Origin of the sequence: Campylobacter hominis ATCC BAA-381, assembly GCF_000017585.1 — a bacterium.
In the GTDB taxonomy this organism is placed as follows: domain Bacteria; phylum Campylobacterota; class Campylobacteria; order Campylobacterales; family Campylobacteraceae; genus Campylobacter_B; species Campylobacter_B hominis.
Map to the genome: position 1 here is coordinate 1,324,301 of NC_009714.1, position 25,456 is coordinate 1,349,756.

Here is a 25,456-nt window from a genome sequence, read left to right on the forward strand (position 1 = left end):
CTTATAAAATCAATTTTTGAACTTTAAAAAATTTTAGCTGAAAACATTATATTAACAAATTTATTTTAAAAATTTATTTCACACTCTTTTAAATCAAACTTCTAAAATTTGAGCGCAATCTTTTAGTAAAAAAACTATAAAAGCTGAAATTTTATATTCGCCGAAAAGCGTTTTCATCGCATTTTTATAGCCGTTTACCTGATTGATATTTTTTTCTTCAAATTCACACGAAGTCTTATAATCCACAATACAAAACTCACCGTCTTTTCGCACTAAAAGATCCATTTGCTTTAATTTACCGTTAAATTTTAAAGGCTGTTCCTTTAAACTCTCACCGTCTTTTAAAATTTCTTTAAACTGTTTATTTTCAAACAAAAATTTCAGTCGATTTTTTAAATCCGTAAAATTTTGATTGTTTAAAAATTGTCCGTAACAGTTTTTAGTAAGATTTATAAGCTCGTCTATTTCATTTACGCTGAAATTTTCGCTCATTTCCAAAGCATAATGCACAGCCTCACCAAAATAAATTTTATCCAAATTTGCGTATGTAGCGTTTGATTCATCATCTTTTTTTTCATTTTGCGGCGATACCGTTTGCAGGATTATTTTTTCGCTTCTGTAAGTTTTTTGTTTTGAAATTTTCCGCTTTGCAGGTTCGAACTTGCCGATTTCGCCATCTTTGATATCTAAAATTTTATCGAAATAAGAAATGTCGTTGCTATTATTGTCTATTTTATTTTTTATGATAACCAACGAATTTTCGGCCCTTGTCATTCCTACATAAAGTTCGTTTATAATCTCCTTACTGTCAAGCTCCTGCACTTTTTCAAGCAATTTTCCGTAATTTTTATCGATATTTTCTTTGCATTTTATTTTTTGGCTTACTTCCCAACACTCATTAAAATTATTTCCATTAAATAAATCGAAATTAAACTCACACAAAAAGTCGCTGCAATCTGCTCTATCTTTACCGAGTTTATCACAAAATATTACGTTCGGAAATTCAAGACCTTTTGACTTATGCACGGTCATAATCTTTACGCCGTTTGTATTTTTGGAAAAAATTTCAGTTTTTATATCGGCAAATATAAGCTCTACCGGATTTTTATAGCCGTTGGCGATTTCAAAAAAATACAAAATATTTTCGTCCGCTTCATTTATTTTTAAAATTTTACAGATTTTTTTTAGCGTATCGGGCACGCTTTGTTTCATATTTATATCAATCTTATCGGCACAAAAACCCAAAATCGTTTTTACATTTTCAGCATAAATTTTCTCGTCAAAAATGCAAAATTTTATAAATTCCAAAATTGCTCTAACCAAAGCGTAATTTGAAATTTGAACGGAACTTTGTGTATTGGCATCGATTTTAGCGTCATTCAGCGCATTTTTTATAGTATCGGCTTCTTTATTTTGCCAGCACAAAATAGCGATATTTTCCTCTATTTCGCCGTGTGCTTTTAGCCAAATGACCTGATTTACGATATTTTTTATAATTTCGTCTTTTTCTGTACTTACAACTCTTACGAATCCGCCGCTTTTTTGTACGGCAATGGCTTCAAATTTATTTTCATATTTTGTAATAAATTTTTCCTTTACAAAATCCACAAGAATAGGAAGCGAACGATAATTATTTTTTAATTCGTCCGCATATACGATTTGTTCGTATCTATTTTTTAAATCGGTAAAAATTTCTTTTTTGCCGCCGCGAAATCTGTAAATGCTCTGTTTTATATCGCCGACATAAAAAAAACTTCCCAAAGACGTGCCAAGCCCTGAGACGATCTCATCAATCAAAGGAAGTAAAATTTGGTATTGCGTTATATTTGTATCTTGAAATTCGTCAATCAAAAGATGGGTGATCCGCTCATCAAGGCGAAAATAAAGGGCATCAGAATCAATTTTACCTTCTCCGCAAAGAATATAAAACGCCAAAGATGAAATATCGGCAAAACTAACAGAATCAAGTTTTTTATTTACATCATGTTTGGCTTTTCTATAAGTTTCCAAAAAACCTGCAAGACCGCTTTTGCTGTATGCTTCCAAATCGTCGAAATACTTTTTAAGCGCCTTTTTAACGCACTCAAACATAGCATCTATTCTATTAGTTTCATCTTTATTATAAGATTTTTTATAATCCCCGTAATCAAATCCTCTTTCAAAAGGAGTGATTTTTAAAAACTCTCTCGGCGATTTTATAAGCGCTTTTTTGCCGCGTTCTTTAAGCCCGAGAGATACGAAATAATCTATAAATTTATCACGTTCCTTTTCAAAATCCAAGCTGCTTGGTATCTTTGCGTCAGTAATTTTTTTAAGCGAAATATTGTTTTTCCAAAATTTATCCAAATCATCATAAACTTGAGTATCACTTCTCTCACGCTCAAAAATATATCTTACAAAATTTTTTAAAGTTTGTTCATTTTTTGAAATTTCACTTAAAAATTTTTCGTTTTGAATACTTGTAATACTATCATCAACGCTAAAATTTGAACTAAGCCCTAAATTTAGAGCAAATGCCCTTAAAATAGAACTGAAAAAAGCGTCAAACGTATAAATTTTAAGATTTTGATTTAAAAATTTTTCTTTTAATTTATCACGACGATTTAAAATTTGCTCTTTGCTTTCGCCGAAATCATTCATCACATCATGCAAAATTTTTGAATTTTCAAGGTCCAAAAAAGCCTCTACAATACGCGATTTCATCTCGCTTGCAGCTTTTTTTGTAAAGGTTATCGCAAGTATTTGATTCGGCAAAGCCCCGTCAAGCATAAGCTCAACAAATCTTTTCGTCAAAGCGTGAGTTTTTCCGCTTCCTGCACTTGCCTGCAAAGCTTCATAACGATTATTTTCATTTAAAAAGCTCACGCGATTTCTCCTTTGCAGATGATTTTATAAGGACAGAAATCACACTCTTTAGCTTCTTTTTCAAAATAATCGCTGCGCGAAAATTTCATCTCATTTTGTGCGCTCAATTTAAGAGAAAAAATTAAATCCTTTAAACTTGGATAAATTTTATCTTTGCTTTCATACGCAACATTTATTCCTAATTTAGAAGGTATTTTTGCGCAATTTTTTATGGATATAAAATAACTTTGCGTGCTGTCGTCAAGCCCAAGAAGAGCTTTATAAAAAGCAAGCTGATATGATTTATCGTTTACGTTACCGCTTTTATAATCGTTCAAAAGCGTTTCTCCGTTTTTATTTTTATCGATTCTGTCGATTTTGCCTTTTATTTTTACTCCGCAAAACTCCGTTTCCATTTGTTTTTCAGCAGCTTCAAAATTAAAACCCTGTTTTAAAAAATCAGTAAAAATTTCATCATTTACTTTTTTTATACGGTAAAAACTCAACTCTCTTTCAAAATCACTGATTATGTATTTTTTTGAAATTTGTGTATAAACTTCTGCGAATTTCTGCTCATTAAAAGTTCCGAAATCATTATAAATTTTTTGTAGAACTTCGTGAATTAAAGAGCCTTTTGAAGCAAAATCCAACTGCGTTTCAAGCTTTTTGGGCTCTTTTATATTCGCCAAATAAGCATAATAATATTTGCGTTTGCAAGACAAAAAAACATCAAGTTTGCTGAAAGAAAGTGCGTCGTCAAAAAGTTTTGATTTGCAAACCGGATCATCATTTTGTAAAAAAGAAAAAATCTTATTTTTTCTATTCGCAAAAACGTGCAGATATGCTTCATCACTATAATCCGTATCATCAATAATGTCAAATTTTTTCGCGAATCTGAAAACAATTTTATCTTCATTTTCCTGATAGCTTATCGCAACTTTTTTCGCATTTTTAATCAAACTCTCATAATAAAATCTTTGCAAATTTTCTCTATCTTCGTGCCCGATCAGCCCTGCTTTCGCACGAACTTTACTGCTTAAAAACATCTCGGCGCTTACTCTTTTTGGAATTAAATCGTCGTTAAAATCGATTATAATAACACCGTCAAATTTCATTCCCCTGCTTTCCAAAATGCCAAGTACACTTACTTCGCCGCCACTTACATCATCAATTTTAATTTCACTGAGTAAAGAAAGTAAAATTTCGCAAAGATTACCGAAAGTCAGATTTGCCGATTTGTTTTTTTGCATTAAAATAGAAATTTCAAACAGAGGTTCGGCCAAAATTTTATCCGCATTTTTTGTATTTTCGGCGATTTGCAGAATAATCTCTTTGAATACTTCAAAATTTGCGCACATACCGAAATTTTTCATAAAATTTTCATATAAATCGGCATCTATCAGATTTTTTTGAAAAAATACCGTATTTTCACTCCATTGAGTATTATCCTGATCTTTCAAATCAATAAAAATACCGTTTTTAGCAAGATTCGTAAATTTTTCCAAAATCTGAAAAAAAGCGCTGCTGCTGAATTTTTCACCCATTGCAAAATTCAGCATTCTATTTGCAAGCGCCTTATCGTGCGCTATTAAAATCTCGGCGAAATCTTCATCAGGAAGTATCACGGCGATATTTTTAGGATTAATTCCTGCTTGAATAAAGCTTGAAATTTTTTCAAATACAAAGGCGCATTGCAAACTTCTTAAAGAAAATGCGCGAAGCGAAACCTTTAAATTTTGAGGGGCGGATTTTACATTTTCTATCTTTTTTTTACTTAAATTAAGCTCATAAATTTTTTCATTGTCAAAATCTGCACCTGAAAACTCTCTAAATTTTTGAACCAGCTTCGTATTTAATCCGCTTACCTGAAATTTTACCGTAACATCGCAAATTTTGCTTATTTCAGTTAAAATTTCAAATTCAAAATTTGATAAAATTCCATCAATTTCAATGAAAATTTTAGAGTAATTTTTAATAAACTTTTGATTTATTTCATAAATATAAGGAAGCGTTATTTCATCAAAAAAGCCGTTTTGATTCAATAGACTTTTATAATTTTCAAGCACAAGAGATAAAATTTTTAAATGTTCGCTATAACTGGCGTATGTATCATTAATATCAAGATCATCTATACTTTTTTTCTCCGCGGCAAGTTCTTTGAAAAAAGAGAAAAGATAATCGCTGTTTTTCATAAACTCGTAAAATTCCAAAGGAAATTTCAACGTTTCATTTGCCTGTTTTACAACTCTGCAAGCTTCACGCATAAATAAAATTTGCTCTATTTTTTGGCATTTGCAAAGTTTGTTCACTTTGACACATTTACCGAAAAACTCGCCTAATGAAGCTGTTTTTTGAAGAAGTTCGTTTTCGCAGGTTTTATCTAAAAACGCTCTGATTTTTCGCCTTGTGGAAAATACGAAAAGCTGCATTATTTATCCGCTTTTATTTCAAATTTGAAAAAACCGGTATCTTTTGTATCTGTGATTTTAACTAAAATTTGCCATCTGCCAGGTTTGCCTGGAATAAAATTCGCTTCAAAAATATTGTCTTTTAACTTGGCTTCAAACTTTTTATCGAATTTCGAACTGTCCGGTCTGGTAAATAGAATTTGAGCTTTTAAATCTTTTAAATTTAATCCATCTTTTGGTGTAATTTTAAATTTTGCATTAAAATTTTGTCCTACTTTGGCATTTCCAGGTATAAACTCCACTGCGTATTTTTTATCAAATTTTGCTTGTGAAATTTGAATTTCGTTGTAGTTATTATCCACATCCTGATATTGATCAAAATAAAAATTATCTTTATAAACCGGATAATCAAGCGAAATTATAACCGTTACAATGCACGCGACAATTATCGCGAAAATCGCTAATATAATGCCGTAAGGCCAAAAAGTTTTTTTATTTTTTTCGTTCATTTTTTACCTTTAAATTTTCTGAAAACAAACGCGCCGACGACTAAAATTATTGTGCCGTAAAAAATAAACCTGATACCGTTTAAAACATTTTTATTTGCGTTGCCGATAGAGCTTGCGAGTTTCACATTTTGGCTACTTGCAACCTGATCGGCGATATCGGCATACCCGTTCAATACAGCGGCATTATATATATCCTTTCCTTTTTTAGATACCAAAATAGGAATGATTGTGCCGCTATTGGGCATAGGGCTAAGCACTTGCTCTTTATCAAATAATGTGTCCGCACCTTTTGAATTAAAAATTTTTATCTTATGCTCTTTTTGGACTAGAATCAGCAAAATATAAGGTTGAGAAAATTTTGAAGTTAATTCGCCCGCTTTTTTATTTAACGCTTGATTTATATCTTGTTCTTTCAGATTATTCGGCGCCATATTTTCAGCGTTTTTGTATAAACTTTCAAAGACGGCAACATATAAACCAACGCCTGTTTTTGATTTTAATTCAGCACCGATTGTTTCCAGTTCAGAGCTTACTTGACTGCTTAAAATTTTGTCATTATTTATTACAAAATTATCAGCACTTAAACTTTGAGCCAAAATTAAAAAAAGGGCGATTAAAAAACCGCCCTTAAACTTAAATACTTTCATCATCAGCCGATGAAAAGATGATTTGGAGTCAAAACTGACCACGCAGTAATTACAGCCAAAACCACCAAGCCAACTACAATGATTTTTTCCATTAAAGATGCCATTTTTTACTCCTTAATTTTCATTGTCTCTTTTGCCACTTCTATACTGCTTGATTGTTTAACCTGCTCAGCATTTGTATAGCTATATGGTTGTTCTGCAACTGATTGTTGCGCCAAAATTCCAAGATATGTAAGTCCTGCTAAAATAGTCAGTAACAAAACAGTTGCGATTAGCATTCCGGTAATTCCGTTCAATCCGAATATATGTCTACTTGTATTTTCCATTTTATGCTCCTTTATTTTGCAAAATTAGAAATGATAAACTCGCCGACTGCTTTCTTTTGAGTATCATTTAACATATTATGGAAATTAGGCATTTCGCCGATACCATCTTTTACACCATCTTCTGCTCCGATAGTACCTTTTTTACCGCGATTTAGCACATCTACTACGAATTTGCTTGATCCGTAATTTGAAATGCTCGGATAAATATCTCCCATTCCGCTAGCCTCCGCATTGCCGTCTACACCGTGGCAACTGGCACAAGTATTTGCATAAAGTTCTCTACCTTGATCTACAAGTTCAGGATTTTTTGTAGTTTTAACAGCCGAAATTTCTTTAGCTATATAAGCTGAAACAGCTTTAGCTTCATCTTCATTTTGTATAAGACCATTTCCCATTGGAAGCATAACTCCACCACCATATCCAAGACCTGCTGATCCTTTTATAATAGTATTATAAATACCTTCTTCATTTCCCCATTTGCTTAAATCTCTTGCTTTGCCGTTTATTCCGTCACCTGAAACACCATGACATTGTGAGCATTTAACAAAGAAAATTCCTTCGCCCATTTGAACAAGAGTTTCTTGATCGGCATTTACAAATTTCTCTTCAAATTTTGCTGTATGAGCTGCAACTTCTTCATTGTATTCACCTACTTGAGAATATGAATTCAAAGGATATCCCATCATAAAATACCAGATAGCCCAAACAATCAATAAGATAAATGTGATAGCCCAACCTACCGGTAAATCATTATGAAGTTCACCAATGCCATCCCATGTATCACCTGACAATTCTTTATTTGATTTTTCTTTCATTTTGTTAAAATAGCCTTTTATAACAAAAAAGCTAATAAGCAAAATCAATAAAGCTCCCAAAAGTGAAAGTGTATTTACATTATCACTTAAATTAAAAAAAGATTTTTCCATAATTTATAGCTCCTTTTTTGCATCCTCTTGCGATGATTTTGGTTCCAAAATTTCATCACCGATATTATCATCAAGTGCTAAATTTCCATACTTTTCATAATTTCTGCGACCTGTTTTTTCGCTTTTATATAAATGGTAATAATAACCATAAAGCACTACGCAAAGAAATATAATAAAAAATATAAATCCATAAGCTTGAAGCTCGCGGATAAATTCCATACTCATCGTTCAAGCCTTTCTTATTTTAGGCTATTTAGATATGCGATTAAGGCTACAATTTGTCTTATTTCGCCATTCTTAAACGCATCTTTTACATCTTGATCTTTCATTTGATCAACAATTACTTTCGCCTCTGCCATCACCGCAGCTTTTTCTTCATCAAGTGTAGCACCGAGTTTTGTCATGCCCTCTTTGTTATAAGGAACACCAAAAACTTTTTGTACTGTAACAGCTTCAGCATAAGCGGTATCTATGTCTGCATTTTTTACAAACATATGCTTATACGCAGGCATTACAGATCCAGGCACTACAGAAAGTGGATCTTTCATATGATTTTCATGCCAATCAGTAGTTCCTGTTTTACCTATACGCATTAAATCAGGACCTGTTCTTTTTGAACCCCACAAAAATGGTCTATCATAAACAAACTCGCCGCTTTTTGAATAAGCACCGTATCTATCGGTTTCTGATTTAAACGGTCTTATAAGTTGTGAGTGGCAAGCATTACAGCTATCAGCTATATAAACTTGTCTTCCTGCAAGTTGTAAGGTTGTATAAGGTTGTTTGCCTTCTATCGGTCTTGCACTATTTGCAAAATCAGGCAAAATTTCAACAATACCTGCATAAGCAATAATAATAAAAACAGCGACTGCAAAAAAGAATGGATTTTTTTCTAACCAACTAAACATAACTTTCCTCCTTACGCTGCCATAGGTGAAGCGCTAACAGGCTCAGTTTCCAAGCGTCTACCTGAACTGACTGACTTCAAAATATTATAAACAAACATTACTAAACCTATGAAGTATAGTAATCCACCGACAGCTCTTATAATATAATAAGGATGCAAAGCAGATACAGTATCAATAAAGCTGTAAGCAAGGTTACCGAATTCGTCTGTTGCTCTCCACATCATACCTTGTGTGATACCTGCGATCCACATTGATGAGAAAAACAAAACTATACCTGTTGTTTGAATCCAGAATTGTGCATCCATAAGTTTTTTAGAGTATAACTCTCTTTTGAACATTCTTGGAACCATATGATACATAGCTGCCATTGTCATAAATCCGACCCAGCCAAGTGTTCCATCGTGAACGTGTCCAGGAATCCAATCAGTAAAGTGAGCCAAAGCATTTACAGATTTTACTGAAAGAATCGGTCCTTCAAGTGTTGAGAACATATAGAATGTAGAAGCTAAAATCATAAATTTAATAAGTGGACTTTCTCTTAATTGATTCCATTCACCTTTCATTGTCAACAAAATATTGATACCTGAACCCCAGCTTGGTAAAATTAACACAATTGAGAATACTGAACCCATAGTTTGCATCCAGTCAGGAACGGTAGAATAAATCAAGTGGTGTCCGCCTGCCCATAAATAAACAAACATCAAACCCCAGAATGAAAAAAGCGAAAGCTTGTAAGAGAAAATAGGTTGTCCGCTTTCTTTTGGTAAGAAATAATAAATTTGAGCAATAATTGCAACTGTGAAAACGAATGCGACGGCATTGTGTCCCCACCACCATTGAACTAAAGCGTCATTTGTACCTGAATACATTGATACAGAGTGCCACCAATTGCCGACACCTGCTACAAAATATGTAGGAACTTCCATATTATTAAATAGATACAACATCGCAACGCCTAAGAATGTAGCGATATAATACCAAACTGAAATATATAGAGTTTTTTCACGTCTTATTCCGATGAGACCGAAAATACTCATACCGAATAAAACCCAAACAACAACGACCAATAAATCTATCGGCCATTCGAGTTCCGCGTATTCTTTTGAAGTTGTAACACCTGCAAATAGTGAAAAAACAGCTAAAAGTATAACAATTACATAAAGAATAAAGTGAAGCCATCCTATAGTTTTTAGGAATTTTGACTCACCCATAGATACTTTCAAAACTCTTTGACCTACATAATACCATGTAGCAAATATACCTGAAAGCATAAAGCCGTAGACTACGCCATTTGTGTGTAACGGTCTAAGGCGACTGAATGTTCCGTACTCTCCCAAAAGGTAATTAAGATCCGGAAACGCCATTTGAAAGGCTATTAAAACGCCAATCAGCATTCCGATGATACCAAATGCAAGAGTTGTGAACAAGAAACATTTTGCGATTGTGTAATCGTATTCCAACACTTTTCCTGGTTGCATTGAATCCTCCTAAGATTTCTAAATGTTGCTTTTTTAAACACACAAATGTAATTATAATGATAACAAACTATGATTTTGCTTAAACTATTAAATTTATGTTTATTTTTAGTTTAATAAATATTTTTTGCTATTTGTCGAATATAAATATAAAATTTTAATCTTCAGCACCGTTAACAAAAATCGCATTTTGACTTTATCGGATACGAAAAATATAAAATTTTAAATTGCGCAAATATAAGTTGAAATTTTTGATATTTATTTTATGAAGTTTGAAAAAAATTAAAAAATAAAAGCGCGGAATTTCAAATTCCTAAGAACTGAAATTCCTACGCCTTATAAAATTAATTAGAAGTGAAAACCTACCGATGCACCGGCTGTTACTTCATCTTGACTGTCATAGCTTACGCCACCTTTAAAAATCCATCTTGCGTTGTCACTTGTTTTGCTGATACCAAGTGCGACTGCACTTTCACTGTCATGATATCCTGTACCGATTGATACAAGCGCATCTCCAGGAATATTTGATTGCGGTAGCATACCAAGAGCCACAGCTCCTGCGATACCTGCACTCGATTTCTTTTTTACGTCATTGATTTGTTTTGACAATCCACCGGCAACGCCGTAAAGTTGATTCATATTTACAGCATCAGTGCCGTATTTACCTGGTGCTACATTTGTGATGGTTCTATTTAGACCTTTTGTTGCATTACCGACAGATACTACATTTTTACGTTTGTCATCACTTGATCCTGCACCGATTGCTATTGAATTTGAACCTTTGCTTACACTTGGCAATACACTTCCTTCAGGTGCGTCAATATCAATATATGAATTTCCGCTTTTATTTCTCTTGTTTATATAAGCTATAGCGTTATTTATATTGTTTTGACCGGTTCCGCCTATATCTGAAGCTGAAATTTCACCGTTGTTATTTACCTTAGCATTGCCGCCGATTACATTTTTTACACTATTTGCTACATTTCCTATAATTTTATTTGTAGCGTATAGTTGGCTTCCGTTTACGGCATCTGTGCTGTCCTTTAAAATTTTACCTGCCGCAACATTTTTGATTTGTCGCTCGGCGCCCTTAGCACCTACAGAAAGTATCATTCCGCCGGCTGCTTGTCCTTTAAATCCATCATAAGTTATACCATTTACTTCAGCTCTTGATACTTCTATAGCTTTGTCCACCGCCGTTGAACCACTTCCCAATACTACAGCGCCTTGCATATCTGCACCGACTCTAACTTCATTTCCTAATACAAATGTATTTTCAGAATCAATTTTATTATTATTTCCGATTGCGTATGAATTATCCCCATTTATATATGTCGGATCGCCGAATGCACCTGAATTTTTACCGGTTACAACATTACCTACGCCGATAGCAATCGAATTTTCACCGTTTGCTTGTGATTTTAGTCCGATAGCGATTGAATTATCTCTGTTTGCTTGTGATTTTGGACCGATGGCAATTGCATTTGTACCTTCTGCAGACGAATCATTTGCTGATTTACCGGTTGTTGGATCTGGAGTAATATCACCACCATTTACATGCACAAAACCGATTCCATATTTATTTATTCTATTTATTGCGGCAATTATGCTTTTGTTCTCTGTTGTTTTTCGTTCGCTTACATCGTGAGTTATAAGTTTCTCATTAAATTTAGCAGGATTTATAATATTGCCACCGATATAATTATTGATAATTTCTTTAACTTCAGCTTCAGACATTCCACCTGTGCCTGTACCGCCGCCTGTGCCTGTATAAGCGATAGTGTATTTATTATTATTGCTATTTTTTGTTATAGAGATATCTTTTCCTTCCTCAAATATATTTGCTATGTTAGCATCTGTTAGACCTAAAGCTCCTCGCCAAGCATCTTGTTTGAAGCCTTTAGTGGCTATCAAATTGCTTCCGTCAAGCATTGCATATTTGTTTGATAAAACATTATTATTTGCAATTGAATCAAAATCAGCACTGAATGTAAATTTGTTCACACTTGCGTTGTAAGCTACTGTTATACCGTCTGTAGCGGTAAAATCAATATTTTCCTTTGCTTTTATATCATCTTTTGTGCCACCATTTGCAGATACACTTAAACTTATAAAGTTTCTGTTATTTATGTTGTCTATAGAGTTATTTACTCCACTTAAAGCAGTTTTTAAATCACCAGCATTTACAGCATTGAATTTGTTGTTAACGTCATTAATATCTCCCGCACTAGCAAGATTTTTAATGGCAACTTGTTTTGTAGCACCACTTCCACCAAGCATAATTTTTTCTTTAGTAGATGAATCATATTTTACAGCCAATGCATTATCACTTGTCAAACCTTTAGTAGTAGCATAAAGATTATTTATAGCGCTATTGATATTGGTTACTTTATTGCCGCTTGCATCTGTGATTTGGGTTTTGTCAATTTCTGCTACCGTATTTCCACTACCATCTGTAACTTTTAATGTTTTGGTTGTAGATATACCTTTTTCAGCACTAACAGTAGTTGTGTCTGCACCTTTTTTGAATTCGGCGCTTTCTAATCCAAGCAAATTCTTAGCAAGTTTTACTTGCAAACTATCATTTACTGCCACTACACCGATATTTTTATCAGAAAGTTTTGTAGAATCCGCACCACCTTTGATAGAAATGGTTCCACCTAATTTTTTATCAATTTCTTTGGCAGTATCATCACCTGTAAATTTAAAGCCTGAGTCTGATAATTTATCATTTGTTACATATGTATTTTTAAATACCTTATTTCCTGCAATGTTTGTTACAAATGTGCTATCGTTTGCAAGCTTATCTGTATCAAGAGATAAAGCTGGGCTTTGTTTTTTGGTTGCGTCTACTTTGATAAAGTCATCACCTGTTACTGATTTTACATAATCACCAAGTTTTGTATCTATGTCAGTTGATTTAGCATATTCATCTAATTTAACATTAACTTTATAAGTTATGTCTCCTGTTGCTGAAGTATCTTTAGCAACTGTTGTGTTTTCTCCATTTGCTACTACAACAGATTTTTGAGCTAGCTTTTGAATATTAGCGTCACTTATATCAAGAGCTTTTCTCCAATTGTCTTTTTTGAAATTTGGATTTAATTCATTTAAAGTATTATCTTTAAATAGATTTGTTCCATCAAGTTTTGTATAGCCTTTTTCCAAATTTTCATTTGTTACATATGTATTTTTAAATACCTTATTTCCTGCAATGTTTGTTACAAATGTGCTATCGTTTGCAAGCTTATCTGTATCAAGAGATAAAGCTGGGCTTTGTTTTTTGGTTGCGTCTACTTTGATAAAGTCATCACCTGTTACTGATTTTACATAATCACCAAGTTTTGTATCTATGTCAGTTGATTTAGCATATTCATCTAATTTAACATTAACTTTATAAGTTATGTCTCCTGTTGCTGAAGTATCTTTAGCAACTGTTGTGTTTTCTCCATTTGCTACTACAACAGATTTTTGAGCTAGCTTTTGAATATTAGCGTCACTTATATCAAGAGCTTTTCTCCAATTGTCTTTTTTGAAATTTGGATTTAATTCATTTAAAGTATTATCTTTAAATAGATTTGTTCCATCAAGTTTTGTATAGCCTTTTTCCAAATTTTCATTTGTTACATATGTATTTTTAAATACCTTATTTCCTGCAATGTTTGTTACAAATGTGCTATCGTTTGCAAGCTTATCTGTATCAAGAGATAAAGCTGGGCTTTGTTTTTTGGTTGCGTCTACTTTGATAAAGTCATCACCTGTTACTGATTTTACATAATCACCAAGTTTTGTATCTATGTCAGTTGATTTAGCATATTCATCTAATTTAACATTAACTTTATAAGTTATGTCTCCTGTTGCTGAAGTATCTTTAGCAACTGTTGTGTTTTCTCCATTTGCTACTACAACAGATTTTTGAGCTAGCTTTTGAATATTAGCGTCACTTATATCAAGAGCTTTTCTCCAATTGTCTTTTTTGAAATTTGGATTTAATTCATTTAAAGTATTATCTTTAAATAGATTTGTTCCATCAAGTTTTGTATAGCCTTTTTCCAAATTTTCATTTGTTACATATGTATTTTTAAATACCTTATTTCCTGCAATGTTTGTTACAAATGTGCTATCGTTTGCAAGCTTATCTGTATCAAGAGATAAAGCTGGGCTTTGTTTTTTGGTTGCGTCTACTTTGATAAAGTCATCACCTGTTACTGATTTTACATAATCACCAAGTTTTGTATCTATGTCAGTTGATTTAGCATATTCATCTAATTTAACATTAACTTTATAAGTTATGTCTCCTGTTGCTGAAGTATCTTTAGCAACTGTTGTGTTTTCTCCATTTGCTACTACAACAGATTTTTGAGCTAGCTTTTGAATATTAGCGTCACTTATATCAAGAGCTTTTCTCCAATTGTCTTTTTTGAAATTTGGATTTAATTCATTTAAAGTATTATCTTTAAATAGATTTGTTCCATCAAGTTTTGTATAGCCTTTTTCCAAATTTTCATTTGTTACATATGTATTTTTAAATACCTTATTTCCTGCAATGTTTGTTACAAATGTGCTATCGTTTGCAAGCTTATCTGTATCAAGAGATAAAGCTGGGCTTTGTTTTTTGGTTGCGTCTACTTTGATAAAGTCATCACCTGTTACTGATTTTACATAATCACCAAGTTTTGTATCTATGTCAGTTGATTTAGCATATTCATCTAATTTAACATTAACTTTATAAGTTATGTCTCCTGTTGCTGAAGTATCTTTAGCAACTGTTGTGTTTTCTCCATTTGCTACTACAACAGATTTTTGAGCTAGCTTTTGAATATTAGCGTCACTTATATCAAGAGCTTTTCTCCAATTGTCTTTTTTGAAATTTGGATTTAATTCATTTAAAGTATTATCTTTAAATAGATTTGTTCCATCAAGTTTTGTATAGCCTTTTTCCAAATTTTCATTTGTTACATATGTATTTTTAAATACCTTATTTCCTGCAATGTTTGTTACAAATGTGCTATCGTTTGCAAGCTTATCTGTATCAAGAGATAAAGCTGGGCTTTGTTTTTTGGTTGCGTCTACTTTGATAAAGTCATCACCTGTTACTGATTTTACATAATCACCAAGTTTTGTATCTATGTCAGTTGATTTAGCATATTCATCTAATTTAACATTAACTTTATAAGTTATGTCTCCTGTTGCTGAAGTATCTTTAGCAACTGTTGTGTTTTCTCCATTTGCTACTACAACAGATTTTTGAGCTAGCTTTTGAATATTAGCGTCACTTATATCAAGAGCTTTTCTCCAATTGTCTTTTTTGAAATTTGGATTTAATTCATTTAAAGTATTATCTTTAAATAGATTTGTTCCATCAAGTTTTGTATAGCCTTTTTCCAAATTTTCATTTGTTACATATGTATTTTTAAATACCTTATTTCCTGCAATGTTTGTTACAAATGTGCTATCGTTTGCAAGCTTATCTGTATCAAGAGATAAAGCTGGGCTTTGTTTTTTGGTTGCGTCTACTTTGATAAAGTCATCACCTGTTACTGATTTTACATAATCACCAAGTTTTGTATCTATGTCAGTTGATTTAGCATATTCATCTAATTTAACATTAACTTTATAAGTTATGTCTCCTGTTGCTGAAGTATCTTTAGCAACTGTTGTGTTTTCTCCATTTGCTACTACAACAGATTTTTGAGCTAGCTTTTGAATATTAGCGTCACTTATATCAAGAGCTTTTCTCCAATTGTCTTTTTTGAAATTTGGATTTAATTCATTTAAAGTATTATCTTTAAATAGATTTGTTCCATCAAGTTTTGTATAGCCTTTTTCCAAATTTTCATTTGTTACATATGTATTTTTAAATACCTTATTTCCTGCAATGTTTGTTACAAATGTGCTATCGTTTGCAAGCTTATCTGTATCAAGAGATAAAGCTGGGCTTTGTTTTTTGGTTGCGTCTACTTTGATAAAGTCATCACCTGTTACTGATTTTACATAATCACCAAGTTTTGTATCTATGTCAGTTGATTTAGCATATTCATCTAATTTAACATTAACTTTATAAGTTATGTCTCCTAGTTGCTGAAGTATCTTTAGCAACTGTTGTGTTTTCTCCATTTGCTACTACAACAGATTTTTGAGCTAGCTTTTGAATATTAGCGTCACTTATATCAAGAGCTTTTCTCCAATTGTCTTTTTTGAAATTTGGATTTAATTCATTTAAAGTATTATCTTTAAATAGATTTGTTCCATCAAGTTTTGTATAGCCTTTTTCCAAATTTTCATTTGTTACATATGTATTTTTAAATACCTTATTTCCTGCAATGTTTGTTACAAATGTGCTATCGTTTGCAAGCTTATCTGTATCAAGAGATAAAGCTGGGCTTTGTTTTTTGGTTGCGTCTACTTTGATAAAGTCATCACCTGTTACTGATTTTACATAATCACCAAGTTTTGTATCTATGTCAGTTGATTTAGCATATTCATCTAATTTAACATTAACTTTATAAGTTATGTCTCCTGTTGCTGAAGTATCTTTAGCAACTGTTGTGTTTTCTCCATTTGCTACTACAACAGATTTTTGAGCTAGCTTTTGAATATTAGCGTCACTTATATCAAGAGCTTTTCTCCAATTGTCTTTTTTGAAATTTGGATTTAATTCATTTAAAGTATTATCTTTAAATAGATTTGTTCCATCAAGTTTTGTATAGCCTTTTTCCAAATTTTCATTTGTTACATATGTATTTTTAAATACCTTATTTCCTGCAATGTTTGTTACAAATGTGCTATCGTTTGCAAGCTTATCTGTATCAAGAGATAAAGCTGGGCTTTGTTTTTTGGTTGCGTCTACTTTGATAAAGTCATCACCTGTTACTGATTTTACATAATCACCAAGTTTTGTATCTATGTCAGTTGATTTAGCATATTCATCTAATTTAACATTAACTTTATAAGTTATGTCTCCTGTTGCTGAAGTATCTTTAGCAACTGTTGTGTTTTCTCCATTTGCTACTACAACAGATTTTTGAGCTAGCTTTTGAATATTAGCGTCACTTATATCAAGAGCTTTTCTCCAATTGTCTTTTTTGAAATTTGGATTTAATTCATTTAAAGTATTATCTTTAAATAGATTTGTTCCATCAAGTTTTGTATAGCCTTTTTCCAAATTTTCATTTGTTACATATGTATTTTTAAATACCTTATTTCCTGCAATGTTTGTTACAAATGTGCTATCGTTTGCAAGCTTATCTGTATCAAGAGATAAAGCTGGGCTTTGTTTTTTGGTTGCGTCTACTTTGATAAAGTCATCACCTGTTACTGATTTTACATAATCACCAAGTTTTGTATCTATGTCAGTTGATTTAGCATATTCATCTAATTTAACATTAACTTTATAAGTTATGTCTCCTGTTGCTGAAGTATCTTTAGCAACTGTTGTGTTTTCTCCATTTGCTACTACAACAGATTTTTGAGCTAGCTTTTGAATATTAGCGTCACTTATATCAAGAGCTTTTCTCCAATTGTCTTTTTTGAAATTTGGATTTAATTCATTTAAAGTATTATCTTTAAATAGATTTGTTCCATCAAGTTTTGTATAGCCTTTTTCCAAATTTTCATTTGTTACATATGTATTTTTAAATACCTTATTTCCTGCAATGTTTGTTACAAATGTGCTATCGTTTGCAAGCTTATCTGTATCAAGAGATAAAGCTGGGCTTTGTTTTTTGGTTGCGTCTACTTTGATAAAGTCATCACCTGTTACTGATTTTACATAATCACCAAGTTTTGTATCTATGTCAGTTGATTTAGCATATTCATCTAATTTAACATTAACTTTATAAGTTATGTCTCCTGTTGCTGAAGTATCTTTAGCAACTGTTGTGTTTTCTCCATTTGCTACTACAACAGATTTTTGAGCTAGCTTTTGAATATTAGCGTCACTTATATCAAGAGCTTTTCTCCAATTGTCTTTTTTGAAATTTGGATTTAATTCATTTAAAGTATTATCTTTAAATAGATTTGTTCCATCAAGTTTTGTATAGCCTTTTTCCAAATTTTCATTTGTTACATATGTATTTTTAAATACCTTATTTCCTGCAATGTTTGTTACAAATGTGCTATCGTTTGCAAGCTTATCTGTATCAAGAGATAAAGCTGGGCTTTGTTTTTTGGTTGCGTCTACTTTGATAAAGTCATCACCTGTTACTGATTTTACATAATCACCAAGTTTTGTATCTATGTCAGTTGATTTAGCATATTCATCTAATTTAACATTAACTTTATAAGTTATGTCTCCTGTTGCTGAAGTATCTTTAGCAACTGTTGTGTTTTCTCCATTTGCTACTACAACAGATTTTTGAGCTAGCTTTTGAATATTAGCGTCACTTATGCCAAGAGCTGTTTTCCATACATCAGCATATGTTTCATTAGCTGTATTGCCTGTTTTATTGCTTAAATTTCCTGCATTTAAATCGGCTTTGTTATTTAAACCAGCTTTTAGTTGAGCGACATTGACTGTGTCGGTGTCAGCATATCCTGCTGCGACATTTGTGATTTGGCGAGTAGTATTACTGGCTTTATCTCCTACAGATACTGCTCCTGCTGTGCTTTTCCAAGTAGGGCTTGTCTCTGTGCTTTGCTTGTCGGTTACAAAGTCAAAACCTGCAACTCCTTTCTCAGTATCGGCTACAGAGTCTGAACCCAAAGCTACAGAGCTTTCTATATTTGCTTTAGCTCCGACACCTAGCGCAAAAGAATCTTTTTTATTTGCACGTGAATAAGTTCCAATCGTAGTTGCTCCTTCTTCTGCTGCTATTGACCAAGCTCCCAAAGCATACGAACTATCTCCTTGTGCTTGTGCATTAAGACCGATAGCGACTGAATCTTCATCTGTAGTTTTAGCTCCAGCTCCTAATGATACTGAATTTTTATTGATTGCTTGCGCATCAGCTCCAATAGCTACTGAGCCATACTCGCTAGCCTTGGCATTTGGTCCGATGGCTACTGAGTTTTCAGCGCTGGCTCCTGCATTTGGTCCGATAGCGATAGAGTCATCACCTGTGGCGCCGTCAGAGTTATAGTTTGAGCCGGCGCCTGTTTGAGTTGATTTTATACTTACATAAGGGACTTTTACATTTTGTAATTTTTCGTTTAGTTGTCCTAAATTTACAGCTTCATCGTCTTGTATTGCTCTAGCGACATTGCCAAGGCGAATAGTTCCGTCTTTGTTATCTCTGATGGTCTTTTTACCGTCTTTTACTTGTTGGTCATTTGCATCGTATTTTATAGGTTTTACAGTTTTACCGTCTTTTCCGACTAAACTAAGACGCTCTGGGGTTGTTGCGCCACCAGTAGGTAAATTTAAGGTTGATAAGGTTTTGCCATAAACTCTAATCTCATTGGCAGTTGTAAGCTCTGTTGCAGATTTTATTCTTTTTACATAATATCCATCGGCATCTATAACAGGAACATCCATTCCGGCCACTTTTTCAGTTTCTAGCTCACCAATTTGCCAAAAACCGTAACAATACCCGTCCTTAAAAGAAGTGTTTTTGTTTGTTTTACAATTATTTTCCTTGTATTTATTATCAGTTTCAAATCTTGCATAATATAGCTTTTCGTTATCAGCCAAATTATAGACATACCATTTACCGTCACCAGTATCTAGCCTGGCCATTTTTTTGCCGCTTGCCTTGCCACCAGCAGTATATACATAGTCTCTTTCTACAAAAACAGGTCGTTCGGCCATTCCTTTCCCGCTTAAAGTTCCATCTGGAATAACATAGTATTTATCATTGATTAAATATGAGCCGTCACTTTGTTTCATCGATAGAATTTTTTCATAGTCATAGTATTTGCCTTCAAATTCTAAAAGTTTTTTACCACCTTCTCCGACAATGTTGCCATTTTCATCGACTCTTTTAAAAATTTTTTCGCCATTTTCTATAGACTCCACCACTCTAAAATTCTGATCGTCCGTATAAACAACCGTGCCGTTATTTTGAATTTTTGCTATTTCTTCCGGTTCAGCATTATATGCTTTCAAATCACCTACAAACACTCCACAAAATAGAGTTGCTGCAAATAGTCCTTTTAGTAAAAAGCCATTATTTAAAACAACTGAATTTCTTAAATCAAAAAAGTTTTTTAAAACCTCAACTTTAGTTTTACTGGATACTGTGCCACTTCCCTTACTCGAGCTCACACATGAAGCATTTTCAGCGATAGCCACCCAGCCTATACCATCTTTATAGACATGTCTATAAGCTTTATTCATAGCTTATCCTTTCATTAATAAATTATAATCTAATAATTATACCATAAAAATATCCTTTTATAACAAAAAAAACGGAGATAAAATATATGAAAAACACCTAACTTTAAGAGTAGTTTTTATATTTTTAGATTTTTCTTTTAGGGTTTGCAAAATGTCAGTTCCTACTTTTTAATTATATAAATCGGAGCAATTTTTTTAAAAAATTGATAAATTTTGAAATTTATGATTAAAATGTATAATTTTTAGTAATTTAGAGTATTTTATAATTAGATTTTCATCAATCTATTGATCTTTTAACATAAAAATTTTATCAAGATATTTTTTATTATTTATTTGAGAATATACATACATAAAATCTTTGTCAAAAGCTATACAGCAAAAAGTAATTTAATAATATTTTATATTTCAAGTAGTCGTTATTGAACTAAAAAAATATGGAAAAGATTTGGCAATATGGAATTTTATAGAAATTATCCAATTTGGAAGTCTTATAGCATTTGTTTGTTTTTTCTATGAAAGATACCCAAATAAGGAATTTGATAAAATAAAACGGTCTTCATAATATAAAATTTATAAGAAATTCAACAACTCATAATAATTCTATGTTAGCAAATTTAAAAGATAATATAAACAATCCTCAAAATGACGTTATCAATGAAATATACAGATTAAAAATATTTAAAAACAAAACTAGAAATTATATAAAAAATCAAATGAAAAACAGAACAATAAATGATTTTATAGTTGCACTTTTTATATACAATAAAAATATGCAAAAGCAAAACAATGCAATTTCATTGTTTTGATGATTTACATAAGCTATTTCAAAATAGGCTCATTAGAAATTATAGCTATTATAAAAGAAATAAAATTATAAAACAAAGATATCTATTTTGTCTTAGAATAATAAAATATTTTCAAAAGTTCAAGTAAAATTTAGAAAATTTCTAAATAAAATTTGAAAAATCACTATTAATAAGCGAAATTTTAAAAAATAATTTTGTATAATACTTACACTGTTCCGAAATAAGACATTTTTAAAAAATGATTAAGTTTCGCTAAGGGTAGGAGAAATCCTACCTGGATTTTACATATCATTATATAGCCTAAAACATTTAATAGTTGTAAATTTTAACAAACAAACTATACTATGTTAAAAAAATCTATAAATTTTAACAAACAAACTATACTATGTTAAAAAAATCTATAATTTTTAACACTCTATACCTTTTTTTAATATATTAAAAAGACTAATATTTATATAAAAATTTGTATTTCCCAATTTTAAGCATTCCAATAAGCCAATTTCTTCACAAATTTTAAGATATTTTGATGCTGTTTGACGAGTAATGCCAAGCTTTTGAGAGATAAATTCTATTTTTGTATATGGGTAGGAAAATACAAGCTCCACAAAGTCTTTACTGTAAATTTTACTGTTAGTGGCTTGGAGTTTGACTGAAAAAGTTTGCATTGCTTCGTTTATTTGAGATATGATTTTTATAGTTGCAATAGATGTTTTTTGGACTGCTGTTAAAATATAGCTTATCCACTCATTCCAGCTATTATTTTTACTGACATTTTCTAAAAGTCTATAATATTGCGTTTTATTTTGTATGATATATGCACTTAAATATAAAATCGGCAAATCCAAAAGCCCCTTATATGTAAGATATAAAACATTAATAATACGCCCAGTTCTTCCATTTGCATCAAAAAATGGATGAATTGTTTCAAACTGATAGTGAATAATAGCAAGTCTTATAAGTGGGTCAAAATCATCTAAATCTTCATTTATATATTTTTCCAAATTAGACATTAGCCTTTGTATGTCATATAAATTTTGAGGTGGAATATGTTTAACCTCTCCAGTTGCTGGATTTTTTAAAACAGTTCCACTTTGTGTTCTAAATCCTGCATTATTATTTTGCATACGCTTTTGGATTGCCAATATATGTTTATTTAATATAAGATTATCTTTTTTCATAAGATCAAAGCCCTTTTTTAAAGCAGCTTCATATCCAATAACCTCTTTTGCACTTTGTGTGATTGAGTTTTCGTCCATTTGAGCTAAAAAAAGTTCATCATGCGTAGTGATGATATTTTCTACAGCACTAGAGTCTTTTGCCTCTTGTAGGACAAGAGAGTTTATCAAAATATTTTGATTTGGTATTGTATTTATAAAGCCATTTAATTTTCCAAGCTCTCTTGAAGCACTAATTAAAAGTTGGTAATTTTCAGCATTTAATTCTATATCAAGTGGTAATTCTTTTGGTATAAACTCTTTTTTATCCATTATGTTACTCTTTTTTAAATTTGATAGTTTAATTATACTATATTTTATAAATCATTTATTAAACATTTTAACTATTTTATAAAACCCTTATTCCCCTACTTTCATACGGGTTTATTGGTGTTTGTATGTTTTTTCTAATGCCATAAGCCATAATTAAAGCGATTAACCCATCTATCTTATCTCTGCTTTTTTCTTTATCCAGCTTAATGTTTCCTGCAGGGTCTGTTTTAATAACTGCATTTGTAGCCATCCACCTCATCACAGGGTTATTAAAATGCTCTAACTCTCCTTTCATAATCTTAGTATAAAGTTCTTTGCTAGGGGCTGACATAGAGCCAAAGCCTTGACCAAAACTTAGCATATTTAAGCCCTCATCACCTAAATTTGTAACTATACTTGCTGCATTCCACCTATCAAATGCAACAGCTTCAACGCTTAATTTTCTACAAATTTCTAAAATGTCTCTTTGTATATACGCATAATCAATTACATTTCCAGGAGTTAAACGGATAAAGCCATCTTTTATCCACTGCTCGTAGCTTACATAGTCTTTTTTACTTTTTGAGCGTAAATTTTCAGATGGCAACCAAAAATAAGGAATAATCGCTATTTTAGAACTAATCTCTGTTATTAAAACAAAAGCCGTTTTTTCATATATAAAATAAGGTGTATTTTTTAGATATTCTTTTGAGTTTTAATATACTCATCAGCATTATTTAAAATCTCTTTTCTTGAGATTATTTTATTCATTTTTTTCATCCATTTTTTTAAAATTTAAAACCTTATTCATCTATTAACCCATCCATTTCATCTGCTTCAATTTGATAAATTTTGTTTATGCTAAGCTCTTTTAAGTCATCTTTATCTCTTATAACAAAGCCTTGATACCCATCTTCTAAAAGTTCCCTTACCCAATCAGGTAGCTTTACAAAAATCACGCCTGAAACTTTTACAAGCTCGAGATTATAACGTTCTTTGTTTCCAAGTCTTAAGAATCTGTTGTCTAGATTTAGTGCAAAACACAAATCTTTTGCACTGCAATATTCACCTATAAAATTCAATTTTAACTCTTTGAAAAATAAAAAAAGGGTTTCATAAATTTAGATAACTAAATTTAAGGATAAACTAAAAAGACATTTTGATTATATCATAAAGTTTAAAGATTTCTATTTTAAATTTAATTTACTTTTTAAAAAGCAGTTATAAAAAGCTAAAGATAAAAGAACCTAAAAAGCAAAAATACAAAGAGCTAAATTGCACACAATTAAGAGATTAAAAATTCAAATTGCATTAAGCTTTGTTTTGCTATGGTTTGCAAATATAAAAGCCATAGGCGTTTGCAATAGTTTTATTATGGCACTTGATATCTACTACTTTAAGCGGCTATTAAGTTTTGTATCTGGCGTTTATGTCGGAAACTTATTAAACATTTAAAGCTAGAAGTTTTTTAAAAAATTTTTGATTTCCTTAGATATTTCCTCTTTATATTTTAAAATTTTACTTTTATTGTGTTTTTCAATAATAATACTAGATGTCATCTCACCAAACTTATCTTCAATAATTTCTGCTAAATTTATTATGTCGTTTATTTCTTTTTCTGTTAAAAAAGTTTTTTTTCGATTTTCATCAGTGTTATAATGTAATTTATCATGAATTATTTCTATAAAAGCACTCTTTTTTATGTTAGACTCATCATTGTTGTTTAGCATATAGTCACTTGGATTAATATCAAATATCAACCCCTTTAAATCTCTTATATCTTTTCTTATCTCATCTCTAAATAAATCTTCTTTTGTTGGTGTGTTTATTATCCTAAGCCAAGACAAATAAACAGTAAATAGTGAGATTATAATCGCAATTATGGATAATATCAACTCTATCATTCACTCATCTTTTTTATAGCTTCTTCAACTCTATTTATCATCATTTCTTTTGTGATTTGATTTTTTTCACCATCTACAAAATGAACTATTTCTAAAAATTTGTCTTTACCATATTTAACAGCAATATTACCAAATGCTTCACTTAAAAAAGATGAGCCCAAGCTACTTTCTACACCATTTACATCTATGTATATAGGCTTATTAGCTTTAAAGTATTTTTCAAGCACCTCATCTCTAAATTTTTCACCTGAAATACCAGGTGTCATGCTCTCTTTTCTAAGACCTGGATTTTTGCTAAATTCCTTTGCGAAGTCATATATCTCCATTTTTTCTCCTTTATAGTTGTAATTTCCATTTTATGAACATACCATCTATATCATATTTTATAATGTTTGTATTAATATTTTCTTTTAAATTTTTACTATCATAAGTAAAAATATATCTACCGTTTCCAGATATTACCATAAGTTCACTATCATACCCACACTCTTTAGCAAAATTTTGAAAACTCTTAAGTCCTTTACCTCTATCTCTTTTAAAATATTTTTTGTATTTTGATAAATCCTTATTAATTGCCATATTTATGAGTTCAGCATCTGTTTTTTTATCTATAAAATTTAATATACGTTCTTTAAAGATATTATCAACCTTTTTGCCAGCATTATATTTTGCACTTTCTCTTATGCCAACACCATAATCATAAAAAATTAAAACTAAATTTTTCTCATTTTTACTATAATATCCACATACCCACCACTTTAGTTTTTCTTTTCCTAAATTTTTTATCCCAGACTTATTAAAGCTATCTATATAGGCATGTTCTAAAGTATTTCCCATAGCCTCTTTTAAAACATCATCAAAAAAATATTCAAGTCTATAATTATTTTTAAATATCCCAGTTTGGTTTGAAACAAATTTTTTAATTTCATTTAAAAACTCTATCTTATCATCATTTGAAGAC

The 25,456-nt window shown here is 31.2% G+C and carries 17 protein-coding genes; all 17 read right to left on the reverse strand.

Translation table 11 applies throughout. From position 1 onward, the window contains the following. Positions 1 to 93: 93 nt before the first annotated feature. The 17 genes from CHAB381_RS06480 to CHAB381_RS06565 all read right to left on the reverse strand — a co-directional run bounded on the left by CHAB381_RS06480 (position 94) and on the right by CHAB381_RS06565 (position 25,332). Positions 94 to 2,865, reverse strand: a complete 2,772-nt coding sequence (locus tag CHAB381_RS06480) for a RecB-like helicase (protein ID WP_012109243.1) — start codon at positions 2,863 to 2,865, stop codon at positions 94 to 96. Beyond that, positions 2,862 to 5,273 carry a PD-(D/E)XK nuclease family protein gene (locus CHAB381_RS06485; RefSeq protein WP_012109244.1) on the reverse strand — a complete coding sequence of 804 codons (2,412 nt, stop codon included), beginning with the start codon at positions 5,271 to 5,273 and terminating at the stop codon, positions 2,862 to 2,864. Before CHAB381_RS06485 ends, CHAB381_RS06480 begins: the two co-directional genes overlap by 4 nt. Further along, on the reverse strand, positions 5,273 to 5,761 hold the full coding sequence (locus CHAB381_RS06490; RefSeq protein WP_012109245.1) for a FixH family protein: 489 nt from the start codon (positions 5,759 to 5,761) through the stop codon (positions 5,273 to 5,275). Before CHAB381_RS06490 ends, CHAB381_RS06485 begins: the two co-directional genes overlap by 1 nt. Continuing rightward, a complete protein-coding gene (locus CHAB381_RS06495; protein ID WP_012109246.1) occupies positions 5,758 to 6,408 on the reverse strand; it encodes a TPM domain-containing protein in 651 nt (216 codons plus the stop codon). The genes CHAB381_RS06490 and CHAB381_RS06495 overlap by 4 nt, the downstream gene beginning before the upstream one ends. A gap of 107 nt (positions 6,409 to 6,515) precedes the next feature. After that, a complete protein-coding gene (locus CHAB381_RS06500) occupies positions 6,516 to 6,734 on the reverse strand; it encodes a DUF4006 family protein (RefSeq protein ID WP_012109247.1) in 219 nt (72 codons plus the stop codon). Positions 6,735 to 6,745: 11 nt separating this feature from the next. Further along, positions 6,746 to 7,660 (reverse strand): c-type cytochrome, encoded by a 915-nt coding sequence (locus CHAB381_RS06505; RefSeq protein ID WP_012109248.1) that lies wholly within the window; start codon positions 7,658 to 7,660, stop codon positions 6,746 to 6,748. Between the two features lie 3 nt (positions 7,661 to 7,663). Next, complete coding sequence (locus CHAB381_RS06510) at positions 7,664 to 7,885, reverse strand: cytochrome c oxidase, cbb3-type, CcoQ subunit (RefSeq protein ID WP_012109249.1); 222 nt, start codon at positions 7,883 to 7,885, stop codon at positions 7,664 to 7,666. A gap of 14 nt (positions 7,886 to 7,899) precedes the next feature. Then, on the reverse strand, positions 7,900 to 8,568 hold the full coding sequence (gene ccoO / locus CHAB381_RS06515) for a cytochrome-c oxidase, cbb3-type subunit II (protein WP_012109250.1): 669 nt from the start codon (positions 8,566 to 8,568) through the stop codon (positions 7,900 to 7,902). An 11-nt stretch (positions 8,569 to 8,579) separates the two neighbouring features. Next, a complete protein-coding gene (gene ccoN / locus CHAB381_RS06520; protein ID WP_012109251.1) occupies positions 8,580 to 10,046 on the reverse strand; it encodes a cytochrome-c oxidase, cbb3-type subunit I in 1,467 nt (488 codons plus the stop codon). 345 nt (positions 10,047 to 10,391) lie between these two features. Next, positions 10,392 to 16,142: a YadA family autotransporter adhesin gene (locus CHAB381_RS06525; RefSeq protein WP_012109252.1), complete on the reverse strand. Its 5,751-nt coding sequence runs from the start codon at positions 16,140 to 16,142 to the stop codon at positions 10,392 to 10,394. Then, positions 16,102 to 20,319: a putative large adhesin gene (locus CHAB381_RS08530; protein ID WP_012109253.1), complete on the reverse strand. Its 4,218-nt coding sequence runs from the start codon at positions 20,317 to 20,319 to the stop codon at positions 16,102 to 16,104. Before CHAB381_RS08530 ends, CHAB381_RS06525 begins: the two co-directional genes overlap by 41 nt. Positions 20,320 to 21,532: 1,213 nt before the next feature. Beyond that, entirely contained in the window at positions 21,533 to 22,612 is a 1,080-nt protein-coding gene (locus CHAB381_RS06540) for a Fic family protein (RefSeq protein ID WP_012109255.1), read from the reverse strand. A gap of 76 nt (positions 22,613 to 22,688) precedes the next feature. Next, a complete protein-coding gene (locus tag CHAB381_RS06545) occupies positions 22,689 to 23,198 on the reverse strand; it encodes a terminase TerL endonuclease subunit (protein ID WP_012109256.1) in 510 nt (169 codons plus the stop codon). A gap of 196 nt (positions 23,199 to 23,394) precedes the next feature. Further along, the gene (locus CHAB381_RS06550) at positions 23,395 to 23,673 is read right to left on the reverse strand and encodes a hypothetical protein (protein WP_012109257.1); all 279 of its coding nucleotides are present in this window, start codon (positions 23,671 to 23,673) and stop codon (positions 23,395 to 23,397) included. 375 nt (positions 23,674 to 24,048) lie between these two features. Further along, entirely contained in the window at positions 24,049 to 24,495 is a 447-nt protein-coding gene (locus tag CHAB381_RS06555) for a hypothetical protein (RefSeq protein WP_012109258.1), read from the reverse strand. Continuing rightward, positions 24,492 to 24,821: an STAS-like domain-containing protein gene (locus CHAB381_RS06560; RefSeq protein WP_012109259.1), complete on the reverse strand. Its 330-nt coding sequence runs from the start codon at positions 24,819 to 24,821 to the stop codon at positions 24,492 to 24,494. Before CHAB381_RS06560 ends, CHAB381_RS06555 begins: the two co-directional genes overlap by 4 nt. Before the next feature lie 10 nt (positions 24,822 to 24,831). Next, a complete protein-coding gene (locus CHAB381_RS06565; RefSeq protein ID WP_012109260.1) occupies positions 24,832 to 25,332 on the reverse strand; it encodes a hypothetical protein in 501 nt (166 codons plus the stop codon). Positions 25,333 to 25,456: the final 124 nt, after the last annotated feature.